At 66.2% G+C, this 21551-nt stretch carries 14 protein-coding genes; 4 read left to right on the top strand and 10 right to left on the bottom strand.

What is annotated here, in order from left to right:
• Positions 1 to 4: 4 nt before the first annotated feature.
• Genes GT755_RS23230 through GT755_RS23220 form a run of 3 tightly spaced genes read right to left on the bottom strand, consistent with a single transcriptional unit; the run spans position 5 to position 2440 of the window.
• Positions 5 to 988, bottom strand: a complete 984-nt coding sequence (locus GT755_RS23230; protein ID WP_161481774.1) for a glycosyltransferase family 2 protein — start codon at positions 986 to 988, stop codon at positions 5 to 7.
• Complete coding sequence (locus GT755_RS23225; RefSeq protein ID WP_161481773.1) at positions 985 to 1824, bottom strand: inositol monophosphatase family protein; 840 nt, start codon at positions 1822 to 1824, stop codon at positions 985 to 987. The genes GT755_RS23230 and GT755_RS23225 overlap by 4 nt, the downstream gene beginning before the upstream one ends.
• Before the next feature lie 19 nt (positions 1825 to 1843).
• Positions 1844 to 2440 carry a hypothetical protein gene (locus GT755_RS23220; RefSeq protein WP_161481772.1) on the bottom strand — a complete coding sequence of 199 codons (597 nt, stop codon included), beginning with the start codon at positions 2438 to 2440 and terminating at the stop codon, positions 1844 to 1846.
• Positions 2441 to 3682: 1242 nt separating this feature from the next.
• On the opposite strand from GT755_RS23220, the gene GT755_RS23215 reads away from it, so the two are divergent.
• Positions 3683 to 5596 (top strand): helitron helicase-like domain-containing protein, encoded by a 1914-nt coding sequence (locus GT755_RS23215; RefSeq protein ID WP_235967216.1) that lies wholly within the window; start codon positions 3683 to 3685, stop codon positions 5594 to 5596.
• Positions 5597 to 6080: 484 nt separating this feature from the next.
• On the opposite strand, the gene GT755_RS23210 is transcribed toward GT755_RS23215, so the two are convergent.
• The 6 genes from GT755_RS23210 to GT755_RS23185 all read right to left on the bottom strand — a co-directional run bounded on the left by GT755_RS23210 (position 6081) and on the right by GT755_RS23185 (position 13908).
• Positions 6081 to 7604, bottom strand: coding sequence for a recombinase family protein (locus GT755_RS23210; RefSeq protein ID WP_161481771.1), 1524 nt, complete (start codon positions 7602 to 7604; stop codon positions 6081 to 6083).
• 178 nt (positions 7605 to 7782) lie between these two features.
• A complete protein-coding gene (locus GT755_RS23205; RefSeq protein ID WP_030456485.1) occupies positions 7783 to 8787 on the bottom strand; it encodes a sugar phosphate isomerase/epimerase family protein in 1005 nt (334 codons plus the stop codon).
• A gap of 177 nt (positions 8788 to 8964) precedes the next feature.
• Positions 8965 to 10104 carry a Gfo/Idh/MocA family protein gene (locus GT755_RS23200; protein WP_030456484.1) on the bottom strand — a complete coding sequence of 380 codons (1140 nt, stop codon included), beginning with the start codon at positions 10102 to 10104 and terminating at the stop codon, positions 8965 to 8967.
• A gap of 20 nt (positions 10105 to 10124) precedes the next feature.
• Complete coding sequence (locus GT755_RS23195) at positions 10125 to 11192, bottom strand: substrate-binding domain-containing protein (RefSeq protein WP_161481770.1); 1068 nt, start codon at positions 11190 to 11192, stop codon at positions 10125 to 10127.
• Between the two features lie 91 nt (positions 11193 to 11283).
• The gene (locus GT755_RS23190) at positions 11284 to 12339 is read right to left on the bottom strand and encodes an ABC transporter permease (protein ID WP_161481769.1); all 1056 of its coding nucleotides are present in this window, start codon (positions 12337 to 12339) and stop codon (positions 11284 to 11286) included.
• 18 nt (positions 12340 to 12357) lie between these two features.
• Positions 12358 to 13908 carry a sugar ABC transporter ATP-binding protein gene (locus GT755_RS23185; protein WP_161481768.1) on the bottom strand — a complete coding sequence of 517 codons (1551 nt, stop codon included), beginning with the start codon at positions 13906 to 13908 and terminating at the stop codon, positions 12358 to 12360.
• A gap of 102 nt (positions 13909 to 14010) precedes the next feature.
• Between GT755_RS23185 and GT755_RS23180 the strand changes: the two genes are divergently transcribed.
• The gene (locus tag GT755_RS23180) at positions 14011 to 15195 is read left to right on the top strand and encodes an ROK family protein (RefSeq protein ID WP_161481767.1); all 1185 of its coding nucleotides are present in this window, start codon (positions 14011 to 14013) and stop codon (positions 15193 to 15195) included.
• 160 nt (positions 15196 to 15355) lie between these two features.
• Entirely contained in the window at positions 15356 to 19255 is a 3900-nt protein-coding gene (locus GT755_RS23175; protein ID WP_202610438.1) for a ThuA domain-containing protein, read from the top strand.
• Between the two features lie 65 nt (positions 19256 to 19320).
• Here the strand turns inward: GT755_RS23175 and GT755_RS23170 are convergent, their stop codons facing one another.
• Positions 19321 to 20232, bottom strand: coding sequence for an SDR family oxidoreductase (locus tag GT755_RS23170; RefSeq protein ID WP_161481766.1), 912 nt, complete (start codon positions 20230 to 20232; stop codon positions 19321 to 19323).
• A 141-nt stretch (positions 20233 to 20373) separates the two neighbouring features.
• Between GT755_RS23170 and GT755_RS23165 the strand changes: the two genes are divergently transcribed.
• The gene (locus tag GT755_RS23165; protein WP_161481765.1) at positions 20374 to 21423 is read left to right on the top strand and encodes an NAD(P)H-dependent amine dehydrogenase family protein; all 1050 of its coding nucleotides are present in this window, start codon (positions 20374 to 20376) and stop codon (positions 21421 to 21423) included.
• Positions 21424 to 21551: the final 128 nt, after the last annotated feature.

The raw sequence follows: 21551 nt of genomic DNA, 5'->3' as shown, positions 1-21551 counted from the left end.
CCGTTCACAATTTGCAAGCACCGACCTCTTTGGATGCCATAAGTCTCTCTATGTGCGCCGTTGAAACTCGTCGGCCTTTTTGAATCGTTCGCCGTTCAAAGAGTAGTTCTGGAATTCGAGCTGTCCCTGCTAATTTGCCTGCCAGGATTGCCTCCTTAGGGCCAGTAATATGCAAGGGTACTGGCCGAAGGCTCGCCCGAACTATCTTGTTCCAGTTCTTGGAAATTAAGCTTCCGGGGAAGTTTTTCGTTATGTTCAATATGCGATTTCTCTCCATGAGAAATGTGGACCGATGCCGGCTCTTGTTAGTGGCGGCTCCCACATGGAACGCGCGGCAGCGGGGGTTGAATAAGATTTTTTTTCCCTGCAACTGCAGACGGAAGCCTACGTCGATATCTTCCATGTAAGCTATAAAGCGATTGTCAAAGCCGCCTGCATGTTGTAAGTCGTCAAGTCGGTATGCTGCGCACGAACTTGATGGCGCAAATACTTCAACAGTGACTTGAGGTGCCTTATGTATCGGTTCGTTCCATAGTATATTTGTAGCCAGCCCTTCTGTATTCACGTGGCTGCCAGCGGAGTCGATGAGCGATGGATGCTCGGCGCGGAGCACCAAAGACGCAACCGAAGCTATATCGCGGCCTGTTTCAAAAGAGTCTATTATGTGACCGGCCCAATCGGCCGATAATGCGCAATCGTCATTGAGGGTGGCGACATACATTCCCCTTGCTTCGGCGATGCCCACATTGATTGCAGCGCAGAAGAACCTATTTTTCTTTAGCCGTACGATCCTCAATCGTGGTCCACGATACGATTTAAGCACTGTGGGTATGTCCAGAGAAGAACCGTTGTCCACCACGATTACTTCTATGTCCGCGATCTCTTGCTCAAGAACAGAGCTTACACATTTGCGCAGCAGAGTGGTTTGCCGATAGGTGGGAATAATCACTGAGATAATAGGATCAAATCGATAGGTAGGCGAAGTCATGGGATCTCTCCTACCTGATTATGTTGAGAGATAATCTCTCGAAGCTCTTCGTGAATTATGGAGTTTGATGCTACGACACTCAACTTGTCCGCAGAAGATCTCCAGGTTATCGGCTGACCGTTCCATTGGGTTAGTCGTCCGCCAGCTTCCTCAAGTATCACAGTCGCTGCCGCTATGTCCCATACCCTCAAGTCCAACTCGAAGTGAGCGTCGAGATCTCCGGCGGCGACAGATATGAGATCAAGAGATGCCGACCCTCTACGCCGGAGGTCCTGGCAGTGTACGAATGTCCGGAGCGCTGTACTAAATATTAGATCAGCTCTATTTCGGTCATAGGGAAGCCCGAAGCCGACAAGGGACAGCGAAAGATTCGTCCTAGCTGAGACTCGCAATTTCTCGCGGCTCATTACTGTTCCATGATCGTATCGAAAAGCGCCTACTCCTCGGATACCTTGAAAGGTTTGACGGGTAAACGGATTGTGCACAATACCCATTGTTGGCACAAGGTTGTCGCAGAGGGCAATAGATATTGCTGCATGTGGGAGTCCGTGCACAACGTTCGTAGAACCATCGATTGGATCGATCACCCAGCTGAGAGAACTTCCTCCCCTGGCGCCGCCTTCTTCGCCGATAATTGCTGCTTCAGGAGCTATTTCCAGAAGCTGGCTGATCAGCGATGATTCTATATCGCGATCGAGTTGGGAGACCAAGTCCCCCAAAGAAGATTTTGTCGATACGTCGCCTGATTCATGAGGCGCAGTCACGCTGGCGGCTATGCGCTCTCCTTGATGCAACGCCAAAGAGCGCACACGATTTGCAATCATGTCCAGATTCATCTTTATACGGCACCCCGACTTATCTGGCTTTTCCCCAAGGGAAAAAGAATTCATCGTTGTCGGCTATCCACCAATAATAATCGGGCGCTTTGTGATTCTTGATAGCGACTTTAGTTACCGTGATGGCTGCAGATCGAATGCGCTCGCGGGGAACTCCAGCCTGAACGAGAGTACTGCAGAGTGAGTCTAGGAAATCTCCGGACATAACAAAGTCGTCGATTATCAGGATTACCCCGTTTTCATGCCTTGTCACAGCTTTAGGGATAGTGACAATCCATTTCTTCGTATCAAATACGAACGAGTCGGCTGTTGGAACAAAATTGTGAGGATCGTCCTTCCATGTACGATTTCCGACATATACTGGGGGCTGCATAGCGAAATCGGATGAAATAAGGTTAGCGAAAGTTGCCCCGGGAAGGCCTGGTGTGACCACTGCAACCGGACTTATGTCTCTCTTGATTTGTTGTCCAAGATCACTTGCTGCGGTTTGAATATCTGCCCATTCAAGCCGTTTTCTCATCTTATTGAGGCGCTCGGCTTTGCGCGCATAGTAGATGGTGAGGGCGATACCCGCAATGCCTGTAACGACACCGAAGATGCCTAAAGCCTCGTTCATCTCCGAAACTCTACATGGATAACGGGAAAGAATGAATAGGTTCAAGATGGGTTTCAAAGTTCACTTCTAGAACATAAAAGATTGCAATACCATCAATCGGCACTTAGCGGGCATATCACCGTAATATGGTCAATAGAACCATGGTTATCATGTATCACTTTGCTATCCGAAAGATCAGGGTGCGGCGCGCCTGGAGCGGGTCCTTTGCACCCATAGTTGGATCGACTGGAGAACAAGATCCTTCGCTATGGTTGCCGCTTCTATATCTCCCCTGGTAATGGCAGCGTCACGATGAGGTTCGCTCATCAACCAGTCCAGCCGAGGCTTCAGACTGTCATTCCGATGTCGAAGCAGTCCCGCCGATGCTCTTGTCGGGAAGATGGGGAAGGGCGGCGGGGCGTCGCTGATGGCGGTGGGACGCGTAGGTACGTTGATCGCACTGATCGGTGGAGGGCCCGGGCCGCCGCCGTGCGGGACCGGCGCCCACGCCGCACGCCCGGGCGGCGGGCGGTAGAGGGCCGGGTACGGCGGCGCGGCGCGCCGCCGCTTGACACTCATAAGATTAATTCGGCAAACCAGAGATTGGTGATGTGGTCTCGGCTGGCGGATGCCTTTAGGGACGGCCTGCCAGGCGCAACCCGAGACGGTTCACCGATGCCCTGAATGGCATTCAACTGGCGTTATGCCGCTGGGTTATCAATGGCGCTTCGTGGGGAACTATGCCGGGGCGCTGTCCGTCTATCATGTCAGCTCCATGGGATTTGCGTCCGGAACCTGGCAAGGTGCCGGGCGGGCGTGGGTTCCGGTCAGGGCGTGTATGGCATGGTGCCTGCGCTCTGGCGGAGAGGTGATACGCCTACAGGATGTAGGCGATTTGGGCATCACGAGAAGGGGACGGTGCGTCCTCCCAAGAGTTCCGGGGCTGACCGGGCGGGAGTGGACGCCTTCAGGCACAGGTTGCCGGCCGTCGCGCGACTGATTGCAGCGCGCTAGCGAACCCAGATGTCCTCTGCATTCCGTTGCTGAACACGTGTGTATGCGGTGTCCGCTCTGCTGGCGGCCTGCCGCATCTGGCATGCGCTGTGTCCATGGGGCTGCGTCTTTGTGCTGTGTCCATGGGCTGCGCGTGCGCGGCGGTTTTTCAATCGATGCGAAGAGGAGGGTTTGTCATGCGTGAAATCAATGCAAGCGACCGTCAGTCAATGTTGCCGCCGTTTACCGGCGAAACCCCTTGGAGTGTGTATGCCTGAAATCATCAGCGGAAATTTCGGATACGACGAATACGAACACGACGAATACAGCCACGACGATTACGGCTCTGGCGAATACGAGACTAGGGAATCCGGCATCGATCCCGTTCCTCATGGTGCGGGCCTGCGGCTGCTGGACCTGCATGCGGCGGGTCTGCTGTCTCTGGAGGTTGCCGAACAGGCGGCTGCCGGTGTGGGGGTGTGCCTGCGTCCGTTGCCGTTCCGGGTGACCGATCCGGCTACCGGGGTGTCCCGGCTGGTGGAGGTGGCGTGCGGGGCGCGTCAGGAGTCGCGGTGCGCGCCGTGTGCCCGGACGAACCGTCTGTTGCGGCTGGCTCAGTGCCGGGAGGGCTGGCACTTGGAGGCCGACCCCGAAGGCACGCCCGGCTCTGGGTCTGGGCGTGCGGTGCCGACGCCGGACGAGACCGGTCCGGAGGTGTCGGGCGGGCTTCCGGAGATGTCGGCGGACGGGTTCGTCTCGCACCTGGACGGGCTGCGGGCGGAGTGGCAGACCCAGTTAGACGCGGCGGTGGCGGCGGGCGTGGATCAGACCCCGGACGGGGTGAGCGTTGCTGATCTACGCGCGGTGCTGGCCGACCTGGATACGGAGATCGGTCAGGCTCGTGGTGCGGCAAGCGTGGAGCGGGAGGAGGCCGAACGCGCGCGGCGGGTGCGGTCCACACGTCGTCGTCAGGATGCGCCTGATCTGCCCGCGCGGCCGATGGCGGATACGACGCTCGGGCCGACGTTCGCGGGCCGGGATGGAAAAGTTCACCGGCCGTCGATGTTCGTCACGCTCACGCTGCCGTCGTACGGGCGGGTGACCAGTGGTGAGGGTGGCGGGGTGCCGGTCGATGCCGACACCTATGACTATGTGCGGGCGGCGCGGGATGCGTTGCATTTCGCCAAGTTGGTGGATCGGTTCGTGCAGAACCTTCGCCGGGTGGCGGGGTTCAAGGTCCAGTACTTCGCGGCGGTGGAGTCGCAGAAGCGGTTAGCCCCGCACGTGCACATGGCGATCCGGGGCGCGATCCCCCGGGCGACGATCAAAGAGGTCGCGGCGGCGACCTACCACCAGGTGTGGTGGCCGTCGCTTGATGAGGTGAAGTACGACGGGGATCATCTGCCGGTGTGGGTGGCCGATGAGCCGGGCGGCGCGGATGCTGCGGCGGTCGGCAACTGGGTCGACCCCGACACGGGCGAGATCCTTCCCACCTGGGAAGAGGCGTTAGACGCCCTCGGCCTGGACCAGGAGGCGAGTCCGGCGCATGTGGTCCGGTTCGGTGATCAGCTCGACATTCAAGGGCTGACCGGGGACAGTCCGGACGCGGATGCGCGGGCGCGGTACCTGGCCAAGTATCTGACCAAGAGCCTGAGCGGTGCGGCGCTGGAAGGGCGGGGGAAGGTCCGGCGGGCGCGGCGGGCGCACCTGGGCCGCCTAATGGAGGTGCTGCGCTGGGAACCCTGCTCTGAGCGGTGCGCGAACTGGCTGCGGTATGGGATCCAGCCGAAGGGCGCTCACGCGCATCTGGTGCCGGGCCGGTGCAAGGGCAAGGCCCATCGAAGCGAGAACGCGGGCTATGGCGGTCGGCGGGTGCTGGTCTCCCGGCTGTGGTCGGGCAAGGCGTTGGAGGCGTACCGGGCGGAGCGTCGGGCGTGGGTGGTGGCCGCTCTTGGACTTCCGGAAGTCGACGCCGACGCGGGCGGCCTGGTGTGGGAACGGGTGAAGTCGAGCGATCCGCATTTGCCGTCTCCGGCTTTGCGGTTGCTGCGACTGGTGGCTGAGCGGGTGCGGGGCCGACAAGAGATCGCGCGGCAGCAAGCGGCACTAGAGAACGTGTCAGGTGATGGGCCGCCCGAGGCCATAGGTGATGTGCTCGGCGGGGCCGGGGATGGTGGCCGATGAGTGCGGCGGTTGCTGGCGGGTCGGTGGCTCGTGGCGCGGGTAGGCGTCGCCGTCGTTCGGCAAAGCGTCCCGAAGGGGCGACAGGGCTTGGGTCTGTGCTTGAGCCGTTGCCGGGGATGGTCGAATGGGTGGAGTCGGTGGCCAGCCACAGCGGGCCGGAGGGTGGGTGGGCGGGTGCCGGCGTCCGGCCTCAGGGTGCGCCGCCGACTGGTGATCTTGCTCGGGGGCATGAGGCCGCGTCGGCGGGGACGCGGCACGGCGCGGGCGTCGGCGAGATGACCTCAGACGATCCTGTGATCGCTGCCTACGCCCGGTCGATCGTGGCGGCGGCGGGGCCTCTCAGCGATGATGCCGTGGACCGGCTGGCGGCCTTGCTCGGCTACCGGTAGCGGCGCTCACCTCCTCGTCCCCTGTACGGCTCGTCCCCTGTGCGGGCAAGCCCTGGCCGGTCGCTGCTGGCGTGGGGCTTGCCCGTCAGGCGGAGCTATGCGGCATCGCGTACCCACGTGAGGCGCTCATGAGGGGGCAGGCGCTTGCCGGGTGTCCGGGGGTTGATCCGGACCTGTCCCAGGTACTGCGGGCTGAGCAAGATCTTGGCGATCTTCCGGCGGATCTCCACCGGAGCATCCCGCCACCGGGTCACCGCATCGGCGACAGGGCTGCCGTCGTCGGATGCCAGCAATGAGGCAAGCTCGGACGGGGTGGTCAGCCCGCGCAACTGGGCCTGCTTGTCGGCGAGCTTCGGCTTGATGTCCTCGATGATCCGGGCGAACATCCGGGCCTCGGACACGTTGGCCGGCACCGCGTTCTCCGCCTCCTCCAGTTCGGCCCGCAGCTGCGCTATCGCGATCTCCAGCGCGCGGACCTGCGGCGTGTCCACACGGCGGGCTACCCGCGCGGTGAAGTCCGCTTGCGCTAGGAAGTCCTCGATGACGGCGTTAAGGATCGCATCGACGGGGGCCTTGGTGATACGGGCGCATCCGCCGGTCTGGCACATGTAGTCACCGCGCTTGCTGTCGAGCGTGGTGATCGGCCCCAGACACTTGGCGCACCGCATCGTGCGCGTGTATTCGTGCTTGACGCTCCCGAACCGGGGCTTGGTCGACTGATGCGCTGGCTCGGCCAAGATCCGCTGGACGTCCCACCACAGATCACGCTCAACGATCGCGTCCCACGTGCCCTCGATCAGCTCCCCGTGGTGAACGCGCAGACCCGTATAGGCGGCCCTGGTCGCCATGTCCCGCAGATGCGCAGGGCTGTAGGGGTTGCCCAGCTTGTTACGGTACCCGCGCTCCTTGAACTCCTTGGCGATGCTGCGCCCACTGCGGCCTCGCCGGTACAGCGTGAACAGATCAACGATCATGGGCGCGGTCTCGGGATCGGCCTCCCACGTGATCAGCTTCCCCGTCCGCTCGTGGTACACCGGACGCAACCCCACCGGGCACAGCCCATGCGGGCGGCCTTCTGCGGCGTTGGCGGCCATGTCCCGCCTGATCCGCTGCGCGATCTTCGCCGACTCATACTCGCTGTCGTTGGCGTCATCGATCAGCCCGCGACGATCACGCGGATTGGCCGGGTCATAGAGACGGCCGTGCGTGGTGACGAACACGAAGATCCCCTGCCGCTCCAGCAGGTCAAGCATGGTCACCCACTCCAGCACTCGCCGTGATCCACGGGAGCTCTCCCACAGCACCAGGACGTCCGCGCCGAACTCCCTGTTGCGCAGGTCGGTCATCAGGCGGTCGAAGTCGTCGCGGACGTCGGTGCTGTACCGGGAAGCCGATACCGCGCGGCCTTCGCGGTAGGGCTCTCCGAGAGTGATCCGATGCGCCGCGCATGCCCGTTCGTTGTCCTCGTGCTGCTGCGCCGGCGACTTCATACGCTTAGACCGGTCTTCACTGACACGCAGGTACTCCCGGCCGGTCAGCTCCCTGCTTCCCGGCAGATCATCACCGGGAAGCTGAGAGGCTAATAACCCTTTCGACCTGGGATGCAATGACTTGGTCATACATCGAAGGTAACTCTAAGAAGGCCCGAGCACTGAGGAGCGCAGGTGAGCGAAGCGAGCCGGAGCGACGAGGGAAGGCCCGGACATGAAGGCGGCCGAGCCGCCGCGCCGGAGGCGCGGCAAAAAGACAGGTCTGCGCTCCTGACCTCGGAAACGCAGACCTGCCTCGTTCAGATGATCACTCGGAGCTGAAAGCGGCGTCGAACGCCGCCGCCGGCGGGGTGATCGCGTTGAGCTTGGAGATGTACGCCAGGGCCTCGGGCGCGCCCATGAGGCGGTCCATGCCGGCGTCCTCCCACTCGATGGAGATGGGGCCGTCGTAGCCGATGTGGTTGAGGGCGCGGAAGCAGTCCTCCCACGGCACGTCGCCGCGGCCGGTGGAGACGAAGTCCCAGCCGCGCTTGGGGTCGGCCCAGGCCAGGTGCGACGACAGGATGCCGCGGCGGCCGTCGCCGATGCGGACCTTGGCGTCCTTGCAGTCGACGTGGTAGATCCGGTCGGCGAAGTCGAGGATGAAGCCGGCCGGGTCGAGCTGCTGCCACACCATGTGCGACGGGTCCCAGTTGAGGCCGAAGGACGCCCGGTGGTTGATCGCCTCCAGGGTCTTGACCGTCGTGTGGTAGTCGTAGGCGATCTCGCTCGGGTGGACCTCGTGGGCGAAGCGCACACCCTCCTGCTCGAACACGTCGAGGATGGGGTTGAAGCGCTCGGCGAAGTCCTCGTACCCGCGGTCGATCATGGCCTGGCTGGCCGGCGGGAACATGGCCACGGTGTGCCAGATGGAGGAGCCGGTGAAGCCGACCACGGTGTTGGCGCCCAGGAGGGCGGCGACGCGGGCGGTGTTCTTGGTCTCCTCGGCGGCGTTCTGCCGGACCTGCTCGGCGTCGTCCGACCACAGGCGCGAGGGCAGGATGCCCTTGTGCCGCTCGTCGATCGGGTGGTCGCAGATGGCCTGGCTGATCAGGTGGTTGGAGATCGTCCAGACCTTGAGGTTGTACTTCTCCAGGGTCTCGAGCTTGCGCTTGACGTACCCGGGGTCGCTCAGGGCCTTGTCGATCTCCAGGTGGTCGCCCCACGTGGCGATCTCGAGGCCTTCGTAGCCCCATTCGGAGGCGAGGCGGCAGACCTCCTCGAAGGGCAGGTCGGCCCACTGGCCGGTGAAGAGGGTGATCGGTCGCGTCATCGTCGTCAGTCTCCGTCAGTCTCCTGGGATGGGGTCTGCCCCTTCCGCCCGGAACGCGAAACGGCTCGGGTGGCACTCACGTGTACGTCGCCTCGGCGCGACGGCGTACACGCGACCGTGCCGGTCGCGTTCCGGGCGGCCGGGAACCCCGGTCCCCCCGAAAAGGTGTGCGTGGTCTTAGACAGTCGTCCAGCGGCTGTCGTCGCCGGCGCTGCGCTCGACCGCGTCGAGCACCTTCTGCACTTGGAGTCCGTCGTCGAACGAGGGCGTGGGGTCCGCCCCGGCCGAGATGGCCTCCAGGAAGTCCTTCACCTCGTGGGTGAACGTGTTCTCGTAGCCGAGTCCGTGGCCCGGGGGCCACCACGCGCCCGCGTAGGGGTGACCGGCCTCGGTGACGAGCACCCGCCGGAATCCACCTTCCTCCGCGGCCAGCGTGTGGTCGTGGAACCACAACTCGTTGAGCGACTCGAAGTCGAACGAGATGCTGCCGAGCGACCCGTTGACCTCGATGCGCAGCGCGTTCTTGCGGCCGGTGGCGAAGCGCGTGGCCTCGAAGGAGGCGATGGCCCCGCCGCCGAAGCGGCCGGTGAAGATCGCGGCGTCGTCCACGGTGACCTGGCCCATCTCCGCGCCGCCCTGGGCGGAGAGCCCGGCGGAGGCGTCGGCGAGGGGCCGCTCCTTGATGAACGTCTCGGTGATGGCCGAGACGCCGGTCAGGTGCTCTCCGAGGATGAACTGCGCGGTGTCGATGATGTGCGCGCCGATGTCACCGAGCGCACCCGATCCGGCCTTGTCCTTCTGCAGACGCCAGACGAGCGGGAACTCGGGGTCGACGATCCAGTCCTGGAGGTACTGGGCGCGGACGTGACGGATGGTCCCGAGACGGCCCTCGGCGACGAGCTGGCGGGCCAGCGCGACGGCGGGGACACGCCGGTAGTTGAAGGCCACCATGCTGCGCACACCCCGGGCCGCGGCCGCGCGGGCGGCGGCGGCCATGGCCTCCGCCTCCTCGACGGTGTTGGCCAGGGGCTTCTCGCACAGCACGTGCTTGCCCGCCTCAAGTGCGGCGATGGCGATCTCGGCGTGCGAGTCGCCGGGCGTGCAGATGTCGACCAAATGCACGTCGTCGCGCTTGACGAGTTCCTTCCAGTCCGTCTCGACGGACGCCCAGCCCATGGACTCGGCGGCCGCCTCGGTGTTCGCCCGCGACCGGCCGGACAGAACCGCCATGGACGGCTTGACCGGCAGGTCGAAGAACGCACCGACGCTGCGCCAGGCCTGGGAGTGCACGCGTCCCATGAACGCGTACCCAACCATGCCAACCCCGATGACCGGCTTCACGACTCGAAGCCCAGCGGCAGGTACTCGGCGGCGTTCTCCTTCGTGATGGTCTCGGAGGCCAGGGTGATGGACTGCGGGACCTGGTGCTCCAGAAGGTCGCTCATGCCCTTGCCCTGCGCGATCAGGCGGGCGAGCTTGATCGCGGAGGCGGCCATGGTGGGCGAGTAGGTGACCGTCGCCTTGAGGACGCCCGAGTCGGCCTGGATGTCACGCATGGCGTTGGCCGAACCGGCGCCGCCGACCATGAAGAACTCGGAGCGGTTGGCCTCCTTGATGGCGGCCAGCACGCCGATGCCCTGGTCGTCGTCGTGGTTCCAGATGGCGTCGATCTTCGGGTGCGCCTGGAGCAGGTTGGCGGCGACCTCGGTGCCCGACTCGACGGTGAACTGCGCGTCCTGCTTGGCGGTCACCGAGAAGCCGTAGCTCTTGAGGGCGTCCTCGAAGCCCTTGCTGCGGTCCTGGGTCAGCGGCAGCGTGGCGATGCCCTGGATCTCGAGGATGACCGGGTTGGAGGTGCCGGCGTCCTTGAGGCGCTTGCCGATGAAGTGGCCGGCGGCCACGCCCATGCCGTAGTTGTCGCCGCCGATCCAGGTCCGGTACGACAGCTTGTCCGGGAACACGCGGTCGAGGTTGACGACCGGGATGCCGGCGTCGGTGGCCGTGCGGGCGATCTGGTTCAGCTGGGCGCCGTCGTTCGGCAGCATGACGATGACGTTGACCTTGGCGGCGATCAGCGTCTCGACGGCGGAGATCTGCTGGTTGATGTCGTTGGTCGGCTCGACGGCCTTGAACTCGACATCGGAGTACTGCTTGGCGGCGTCGGCGGCGTTCTTGGCGATGGCCGCGATCCAGCCGTGGTCGGCGGCGGGGGCCGAGAAGCCGATGACGACCTTGTCGCCAGGGGCGTCGTTCCCGCCGGCCGGGGCCGGGGCGGGGGCGGCTGCGCCCGTGGTGGCGGCCGGAGCCGCGGCCGGCTCGTTGCTGGTGCAGGCCGAAACGAGCGCACCGGCGCCGATGACGGCACCGCCGAGGAGGAATCCGCGGCGACCCGGGGTCTGGGTCATGTTGTTCTCCCTTGGAGAGTTATTTCCGGCAGTGAGGGACCCAGGCCGCGGCGGATTGGGGTGCCACGGCCCAGCGGGGGGTGAGAACGAGCTATGTACTTGCTTTGAGGCTGCGCCGCTGAAGGAGAACGGCGGCCACGATGATCAGACCCTTGGCGATGAGCTGGTCACTGGTGTTCAGCCCATTCAGGATGAAGAGGTTGGTGATCACGGTGAAGATGAGCAGACCGAGGATGGCGCCCACGATCGTGCCCCGCCCACCGGTCAGAAGCGTGCCGCCGATGATGACCGCGGCGATCGCGTCCAGCTCGTACAGGTCGCCGTGGGTGGACGACCCGGTCGTGGTGCGCGCCATGATGATGATCGCGGCGATGCCGCAGCAGAACCCGGACAGGGCGTAGAGCATCATCGTGTGGCGTCGCACGTTGATGCCGGCCAGCCGGGCGGCCTCGGGGTTGCCGCCGACGGCGTAGGTGCGGCGGCCGAAGGTGGTGCGGTTGAGGATCAGCCAGCCGATGATGACGACCACGGCGAAGACGTAGACCAGCAGCGGCAGGCCGAGGATGCGCGTGGTCGACAGGTCGACGATCAGCGAGTTGTCCGGCTGCACCAGCTGGGTGCGCCGCTCGGACATGCGCTGGGCCAGGCCACGGGCGGCCACCAGCATCGCCAGCGTGGCGATGAAGGGCACCATCCGCCCGTACGAGATCAGGAAGCCGTTGAGCAGTCCGGCGCCGGTTCCTACCAGGATGGCGCAGATCATCATCACCCACGGCCCGTAGGCCTGGGTCGCCAGCGTGGTGGCCCAGACCGAGGCCAGGGCCATCACCGCGCCGACCGACAGGTCGATGCCGCCGCCGATGATGACGAACGTCGCGCCGACGGTGATGACGCCGATGGTCGCGGCCAGGGCCAGGATCGACACCATGTTCGACCCGGTGGCGAAGGTGTCGGGCACCGTGATGAGACCGACGGCGGCCAGGATCACCAGGGCCAGCACGAGGCCGATGTGGGGGATCTCGCCGATGGCGCCGAGGCCGAGTCGCGGTCCGCCGCCGGAAGGTGTGGCGACGGCCGCGTGGGCCTTCGCCTTGCCGGTTTCGTCCGCCTTGGGTGCGGACACCTGTTGCGGATTCACCTCTGTCATGGAACGGACTCCTGCAGATCAGTCGTGGGAGGGGGCGGACGTCACGGGATGGGCGTCCATGACGAGGTCCAGCACGGTGTGCTCATCGAGCTCCCCGGCGCCGGCCTCTCGGACGATGCGGCCTTCGCGGATCACCAGCACGCGGTCGGCGAGGCCGAGGACCTCGGGGACCTCGCTGGAGACCAGCAACACACCGACGCCTTCGTCGGCCAGCTTGCGGATGAGGGCGTAGATCTCGGCGCGGGCGCCGACGTCGACACCGCGGGTCGGCTCATCGAGCAGCAGCAGCTTGCGGCCCTCTCCGACCAGCCAGCGGCCGATGACCGCCTTCTGCTGGTTGCCGCCGGAGAGGGTCTTGATGACCCGGTTGGGGTCGGGCGGGCGGATGTCGAGCGCCTTCACCAGGTGCGCGGCCTCCTCCGCCTCCTTCTTGCGGTTGATCCACCCGAAGGTGGAGTAACGCTCCATGCTCGCCATGGTGATGTTGCGGGCGACGCTCTGGCCGAGGAGGAGACCCTGGGCCTTGCGCTCTTCGGGGGCCAGGCCCATGCCGAGCCCGACGCTCCGGGTGGTGTTCCCGGCCTTGACGACCTGGCCGTTCAGCGTGATCTTGCCGGCGAACCTCCGGGCGCCGTACACGGCCTCGATGATCTCCGAGCGGCCGGAGCCGACCAGGCCCGCCAGGCCGACGATCTCGCCGGCCCGGACCGAGAACGTCACGTCGCGGACCATGCCGGCCACGGAGCAGTTCTCGATCTTGAGGATCTCGTCCCCGAAGCCGCCGTCAGGGCGCGGCGGGAACACGTATTCGACGTTGCGGCCGGTCATCAGCGACACGACCTTGTTCGTGGGGGTGTCCTTCGCGGGCAGACCGACCGCGACGGTGCGGCCGTCCTTCAGCACGGTGACCCGGTCGCCGATCTCGCGGATCTCCTCCAGGCGGTGGGAGATGTAGATGACGGCGACGCCCTGGGCGGTGACCTCCCGGATGATCCGGAAGAGGTTGCTCACCTCGTCGTGCGCCAGCGCGGCCGAGGGCTCGTCCATGACGATGATCCGCGCGTCGTGCGACAGCGCCCGCGCCATGGAGACGACCTGCTTGCCGGCCGGGGAGAGGCGGCCCACTTCGGTCGTCGGGCGGATCTCGCCGTGCCCGAGTCGTTCCAGGATCTTCCTGGTGGCGGCGTTGGTGGCGCCCCGGCGGGTGAATCCCATCGTGGCGTGCTCGTGCCCGAGGAACACGTTCTCGGCGACGCTGAGGCCGTCGACGAGGTCGAGCTCCTGATAGATCGTCGCGACGCCCAGCTTCATAGCGGCCGTCGGGGTCGTCAGTTTCACCGGTTCGCCGTTCATCAGCACCTCGCCGGAGTCCGGCTGGTGGGCGCCCGCGAGCACCTTGATGAGGGTCGACTTCCCGGCCCCGTTCTGTCCCAATAGACAGTGGACCTCTCCGGCACGGACGTCGAGGTCCACGCCGTCGAGCGCACGCACGCCGGGGAACTGCTTGACGATGTCCCGCATTGCGAGCAACGACGGGGTTTCCGACTGCTCCCGGCTTATGTCCTCCATGTTTCCGGATGCTAAGGACGACTTATGCTGACGGTCAAGCAAAAGTGGATGTCCTGATGTCATAATGAGATCTGGAATCATCGGATGCGGTGAAGGGAGGCGATGTTGACTCAGGGGATGCTGAGCGAGTCCAGCGGCTCGGTCACCGGAGCGGGAGCACTGCTCTCGATCCTTCGTGACGGCCAGGCCCGCACTCGGGCCGAGCTCGTGCAGCTCACGGGTCTCGCCAGGTCCACGGTTTCGCAGCGGCTCGACGCGCTGCTCTCGCATCAATGGATCGTGCCCGCCGACGACGCGATCTCTTCCGGAGGGCGGCCCGCGACCGCCTTCACCTTCAACCGGGGCGCCCGGGTCGTCGCGGCGGCCGATCTCGGGGCGACCCACGCACGAGTGGCGGTGACCGACCTCGCCTCGACCGTCCTGGCCGAGCGCAGGGTCGACCTGCCGATCGACCGAGGGCCGGAAGAGGTCCTCGGCTGGCTGGTGGTAACGCTGAAAGAGCTGCTGGTCGAGACCGGCGGCTCACTCTGCGGCGTGGGTGTCGGCCTTCCCGGGCCGGTCTCCCATTCCAGCGGCCGTCCGGTCAACCCGCCGATAATGCCCGGATGGGATGGGTTCCCAGTGCCTGACTGGCTGGGATCTCGCCTCGGGGCACCGGTACTGGTCGACAACGACGTCAACATCATGGCGCTGGGCGAACACTGGGCGGCCAGGCGTGACGTCGAGCATCTGGTGTTCGTCAAGATCGGCACCGGCATCGGATGCGGCATCATCTCCGAGCGGCGGCTCCACCGCGGCGCTCAGGGAGCGGCCGGGGACATCGGGCACATCAGGGTGACCACCAGCGACGAGGTTGTGTGCCGGTGTGGCAACAGCGGATGTCTCGAAGCGGTGGCGAGCGGCGCGGCCATCGCGAACCAGCTCGACGCGGCCGGGGTCGAGGCCCACGGCAGCCGCGACGTGGTCAACCTGGTGCGGCAGGGCAACACGATGGCCGTGCAGTTCGCGCGGCAGGCCGGACGCGAGATCGGCGACGTGCTGGCGTCGATCGTGAACTTCTTCAATCCGTCGGTGATAGTGATCGGTGGAGACATGGCCGAGGCCGGGGAGCACATCCTGGCCGGGGTGCGAGAGGTGATATACAGCCGATCGCTCCCGCTGGCGACGCAACACCTGAGCATACGGGCCACCGAGCTCGGTGATCGGGCGGGCATCATCGGCGCGGCCGTCATGGTCATAGAGCACGTCCTGTCCCCGGAAGCGGTGGATCTGGTCGTCTCATCCTGAGAGCGCTCTCTTGACTGACTCGTGACAAGGCAGCAACATTACGGGCGGGTCCCACTCGATCCGGTCAGCGGTGGCACGCTGACCCACCGGTGAGAGCGCTTCCCCTCTGACGCGTTCGGCGCACGCGTTCCGGCACCCCCCTTGCGAAAGGAACGCCCCTGTGCGCCCCTTCATCCGTGTCGTCTTAAGCGCCTTATTGGTGCTGGCGGGCGTGGTCGTCACCACACCTCCGGCCCACGCGGCCGACTTCAGCGTCCTGGTCTTCTCCAAGACCGCCGGCTTCCGGCACGGCTCCATCGGCCCCGGCATCACCGCCATCCAGCAACTCGGCGCCGCCAACAACTTCACGGTCGAGACGACCGAGGACGCGGCCCAGTTCACCGACGCCAACCTGGCCCGCTTCCAGGCGGTCATCTGGCTCTCCACCACCGGCGACGTCCTCAACGCCGCCCAGCAGGCCGCCTTCGAGCGCTACATCGCCGCGGGCGGCGGCTACGCCGGCGTCCACGCCGCCGCCGACACCGAATACGACTGGGCCTGGTACGGCAACCTCGTCGGCGCCTACTTCCAGCAGCACCCCGCCGAGCAGACCGCGACCGTGCGGGTCTCCGACCGGGTCCACCCCTCCACCGCGCACCTGCCGCACCGCTGGAGCCGGTTCGACGAGTGGTACAGCTACCGCGCCAACCCGCGCGGCAAGGTCCACGTGCTGGCCACCCTCGACGAGACCACCTACTCCGGTGGCGGCATGGGCATCGACCACCCGATCTCGTGGTGCCAGGACTACGCGGGCGGCCGCTCCTGGTACACCGGCATGGGGCACACCGACGCCTCCTACAGCGACGCCAACTTCCGCAACCACCTGCTCGGCGGCATCCGCACCGCAGCCGGCTTCGCGGCGGCCGACTGCGGCGCCACGGTGACGAGCAACTTCCAGCAGATCGAGCTGGCCAAGGGCGTCGCCGAGGTCGGCGAGCCGATGAGCCTGTCGGTCACCCCCGACGGCGGCGTCTTCCACACCGCCCGCACCGGCGCGGTCCGCTACACCGACGCGGCCGGCAACACCAAGATCGCCGCCACCATCCCCGTCTACACCCACGACGAGGAGGGCCTGCAGGGCGTCGCGGTCGACCCCGGCTACGCCACCAACCGGTGGATCTACCTGTTCTACGCGCCGCCGCTGTCGACCCCCGCGGGCGACGCCCCGGCCAGCGGCACCGCCGCCCAGCTCGCCCCGTTCAACGGGGTGAACCGCCTGTCCCGGTTCACAGTGAACGCCGACAACACGCTCAACCTCGCCTCCGAGCGCACCGTGCTCGACGTGCCGACCAGCCGTGGCATGTGCTGCCACGTGGGCGGCGACATGGACTTCGACGCGCAGGGCAACCTCTACCTGTCCACGGGTGACGACACCAACCCGTTCGACTCGGCCGGGTTCTCCCCGATCGACGAGCGGGCCGGCCGCAACCCGGCGTTCGACGCCCAGCGCACCAGCGCCAACAGCAACGACCTGCGCGGCAAGGTGCTGCGCATCAAGCCGACGGCCACCGGCAGCCCGGCGTACACGATCCCGGCGGGCAACATGTTCGCCCCCGGCACCGCGAACACCAGGCCCGAGATCTACGCCATGGGCTTCCGCAACCCGTTCCGGATGAGCGTCGACAAGGCGACCGGCATCGTCTACCTGGGCGACTACGGTCCCGACGCCGGCACCGCCGACCCGAACCGCGGCCCGGCCGGCCAGGTCTCCTTCGACCGGATCACCGGCCCCGGCTTCTACGGCTGGCCCTACTGCTCGGCGTTCAACGACGCGTACAACGAGTACACCTTCCCGTCGGGCCCCTCGGGCGCGAAGTACAACTGCGCCGGCGGCCCGACCAACAACTCGCCGAACAACACCGGCATCACGACGCTCCCGCCGTCGCAGCGCGGCTGGATCCCCTACACCGGCTCGACCCCGCCGGAGTTCACCGGCGGCGGCCTGTCGCCGATGGGCGGCCCGGTCTACCGCTACGACGCGACCTCGACCTCGACGGTGAAGTTCCCCCGCTACTACGACGGGACCTTCTTCGCCGGTGAGTTCGGCCGCCGCTGGATCAAGAACATCGTGCCCGACTCGGCCGGGCAGTGGCTGACGATCAACCCGTTCCCGTGGTCGGGCACCCAGGTCATGGACATGGAGTTCGGCAAGAACGGCGCGCTCTACGTCCTCGACTACGGCACCGGCTGGTTCAACGGCGACGGCAACTCGGCCCTCTACCGGATCGAGTACGCCGCCGACGGCCACGCGCCCAAGGCCGTGATCACCCCCAGCCGGACGAGCGGCCCCGCGCCGCTGACGGTCGCCTTCTCCTCGGCCGGCACCGTCGACCCCGACGGCGACCCGATCACGCTGGCCTGGGACTTCGACGGCAACGGCACGACCGACTCGACGGCGGCGAACCCTTCGTACACGTACATAGCAAACGGCACCTACAACCCCACATTGACCGTGCGCGACAGCACCAACAAGGCCTCCTCCGCGAGCACGGTGATCACCGTGGGCAACACCGCGCCGACGGTCGTGGTGAACACACCGGTCAACGGCGGCCTGTTCTCCTTCGGCGACGCGATCCCGTTCACGGTGACCGTCACCGACCCGGAGGACGGCACGATCGCCTGCTCGCGGGTCAAGGTCAGCTTCATCCTCGGCCACGACTCGCACGGCCACCCGATGACCAGCGCGAACGGCTGCTCGGGCGTCCTGCAGACGACCACCGACGGTGAGCACGACTCCGCCGCGAACATCTACGGCGTCATCGACGCCGAGTACACCGACAACGGCGGCCTGACCACGCACACCCAGGCCCAGCTCCAGCCGAGGCTGCGCCAGGCCGAGCACTTCTCGTCGCAGAGCGGCGTGCAGGCGGTGACCGGCGCGGCTCCGCACGGCGGCGCGGCGGTCGGCTACATCGACAACAACGACTGGATCGCGTTCACCCCCTACAACCTGAGCGGGGTGACCTCGTTCACCGCCCGGGTCGGCGCGGTGGCGGGCGGCAACACGCTGGAGGTGCGGACCGGCTCGCAGACGGGCCCGCTCGTGGCCACGGTCACGGTCCCGGCCACCGGCGGCTACGCCACCTTCCAGGACGTCACCGTCCCGATCACCAACCCGCCGACGAGCACCGGCCAGCTCTTCCTGGTGTTCAAGGGCACGACCGGCGGCGGCCTGTTCGACCTGGACGACTTCACCTTCGGCACCGGCACCGTGACGCCGCCGAGCAACAACCTGGCGCTGAACAAACCGGTCGTGGTGACCAGCACCGAGGCGGCGACCTACCCGGGTTCGGCCGCGGTCGACGGCAGCGCCACCACCCGGTGGGCCAGCGCCTTCTCCGACCCGCAGTCGATCACGGTCGACCTCGGGGCCCCCTACACCATCAACCGGGTCCGGCTGAGCTGGGAGGCGGCCTACGGGTCGGCGTACACGATCGCGACCTCGACCAACAACTCCACGTGGACGACGGTCAAGACCGTGACCGGTGAGAACGGCGGCGTCGACGACCACACGGGCCTGAGTGCCACGGGTCGTTACGTCCGCATCACCGGGACGACCCGCGCCACGGCGTGGGGCTACTCGCTCTGGGAGTTCGAGGTGTACGGCGGCAGCGGCCCCACCGACCCGCCGCCCGCCACCAACGTCGCCCTGAACAAGACGGCCACCGCCTCCAGCCAGGAGGCCGCCTACACCCCGGCGATGGCCGTCGACGGCTCCGGCACCACCCGCTGGTCGAGCGCGTTCTCCGACCCGCAGTGGATCCAGGTCGACCTCGGCCAGACCTACGCCATCAGCCGGGTGAGACTGAGCTGGGAGGCCGCCTACGGCAGCGGCTACCAGATCCAGACCTCGCCCAACGGCACGACGTGGACGACGATCAAGACGGTGACCGGTGAGAACGGCGGCGTCGACGACCACACGGGGCTGAACTCCAGCGCCCGGTACGTCCGTATCAACGGCACGGCACGCGGCACGGCCTGGGGCTACTCGCTCTGGGAGTTCGAGGTGTACGGCAGCTAGAACCACCCCTCAGAAACACCGCAGGGCCCGGCGTGTTCCCCCCCACGCCGGGCCCTTCCGGGTTTCTACGGCTTGAGCATCGCCTGCAGCGAGGCGGTCGCCTGCTTGCCGAGCTCGGTCGGCTGGAGGTAGGGCTGCTCGGTCAGGACGGCCTCCCAGTTCGCCGCGATGCCCTCGACGGTGAGGTCGCCGTCGGCGTGCCAGCCGGGCCCCTCGGCCACGAACACCCGGGCCACCCGTCCGGCGCCCACGGAGAACACCTCGCCGGTCGTGGCGCAGCTCTCGTGGACCAGGTAGGCCACCAGCGGGCTGATGGTCTCGGGCCCGAACTTGGCCTCGAACTCGGCGGGCAGCAGCGACTCGGTCATCCGCGTCCAGGCGATGGGGGCGATGGCGTTGGCGGTGATGCCCGACCGGGCACCCTCGATCGCGGTCGACTTGGTCAGCCCGACGAGCCCCATCTTGGCCGTGGAGTAGTTGGCCTGCCCGAAGTTGCCGAACAGCCCGGCGGGCGAGGAGGTGTTGACGATTCGGCCGTACCCGCGTTCCTTCATGTGCGGGTAGGCGGCCCTGGTGACCAGGAACGACCCGCGCACGTGCACCGCGAGCACCGCGTCGAAGTCCTCGACGGTGATCTTCCCGAGCGACCGGTCGCGCAGGATCCCGGCGTTGTTGACCACGATGTCGAGCTGCCCGAAGGTCTCGACCGCCTGCCGGACGATCGCCTCGGCCCCTTCGGGCGTGGCCACGTCGTCGCCGTTGGCGACGGCCTCGCCGCCGTTCTTGACGATCAGCTCCGCCACCTCGGCGGCCGGCCCGGCGGAGGCCCCGGTGCCGTCGAGCGCGCCGCCGAGGTCGTTGACGACGACCTTGGCCCCGCGCTCGGCGAGCAGCAGCGCGTGCGACCGGCCGAGGCCGTGCCCGGCGCCGGTGACGACGGCGACCCGCCCGTCGAACCTGAGGAGATCATCCGGCATTCTCGCCCACACCCTTCCAAGGAGAACAAAATTCTGGTCTAGCGCACGATACCAAACGGGACGTAGCGGACAGTGATCGGTCGAGTGAGTTTCTGATATGGTTTCGCCGCCGTCGCACACCCCTGGGCTGGAGGCCGCTCAATGCGCACTCTCCGCGTGGTTCAGTGGGCCACCGGCGCCGTGGGGGGATACGCGCTTCGCGGTGTTGTCGAGCGTCCCGAGTTCGAGCTCGCCGGAGTTCTGGTCTACGACCCCGACAAGATCGGCATGGACGCCGGTCCGCTCGTCGGTCTCCCCGAAACGGGAGTCGTCTGCACCGACGACGTCGACGCCATCCTGGCGCTCGACGCCGACTGCGTGCTGCACATGCCGCTGCCGGCGACCTTCTTCGGCGGCGACCACGACCACGACGTCGACATGATCTGCAAGCTGCTCGCGTCGGGCAAGAACGTCATCACGACGACCGGGTTCGTCTACCCCATGGCCTACGGCGCGGGGGTCGTCGACCGCATCGAGAAGGCCTGCCGCGAAGGCGGCACCACACTCCACGGCACCGGCATCAACCCCGGTTTCGTGAGCGACGTGCTGCCCCTCACGCTCACGGGCCTGTCGTCGCGGCTCGACCACATCTACGTGCGCGAGACCTCCGACTACCGCGGTCACCCGTCCCACCACATCGTGACCGACCTGATCGGCTTCGCCCGCACGGCCAAAGACTATGTGACGGCGGTGCGCCCGTTCCGCGCCTTCCAGCGGGCCCTGTTCACCGAGAGCGTGCAGCTCGTCTCGGCGGCGCTCGGGGTCGAGCTCGACGAGATCGAGGAGATGGACGAGTTCGAGCTCGCCACCGAAGACTTCGAGATCGCCTCGGGCACGGTGCGCCAGGGCACGGTGGCGGCCTCGCGCTGGGTCTTCTCGGGCCTCGTGCGCGGGCGGCCCTTCATGACCGTCGAGTGCGTCTACAAGGCCGACGCCGACAAGGTGCTGCGCTGGGCCGAGCCGGGCTTCTCGATCCACATCGAGGGGCGGCCGACGATCGTGGTCAACCTCAACGAGGTCAACCACGGGCTGGCGGGGGCCGCCGCCCACGCGGTCAACACGATCCGCGCGGTGGTGCTGGCCGACCCTGGCATCCGCACCGTCCTCGACCTTCCGATGGTGACGGGCCGGGGCACGGCCCGGCTGGCCTAGATGTACTTGGCCGAGATCTTGGTGACACATGGCGATCGGTGATTGATCATGAAGAAGACCTCCGGGCGTAGTGGAGTTTGCCGCTTCACCCACGCACGGAGGTCTTGATGGGTCACGCTAACGCCCGG

The organism is Herbidospora solisilvae (assembly GCF_009901565.1).
GTDB classification, from domain to species: domain Bacteria; phylum Actinomycetota; class Actinomycetes; order Streptosporangiales; family Streptosporangiaceae; genus Herbidospora; species Herbidospora solisilvae.
This window is presented reverse-complemented; position numbering and strand designations above follow the sequence as displayed.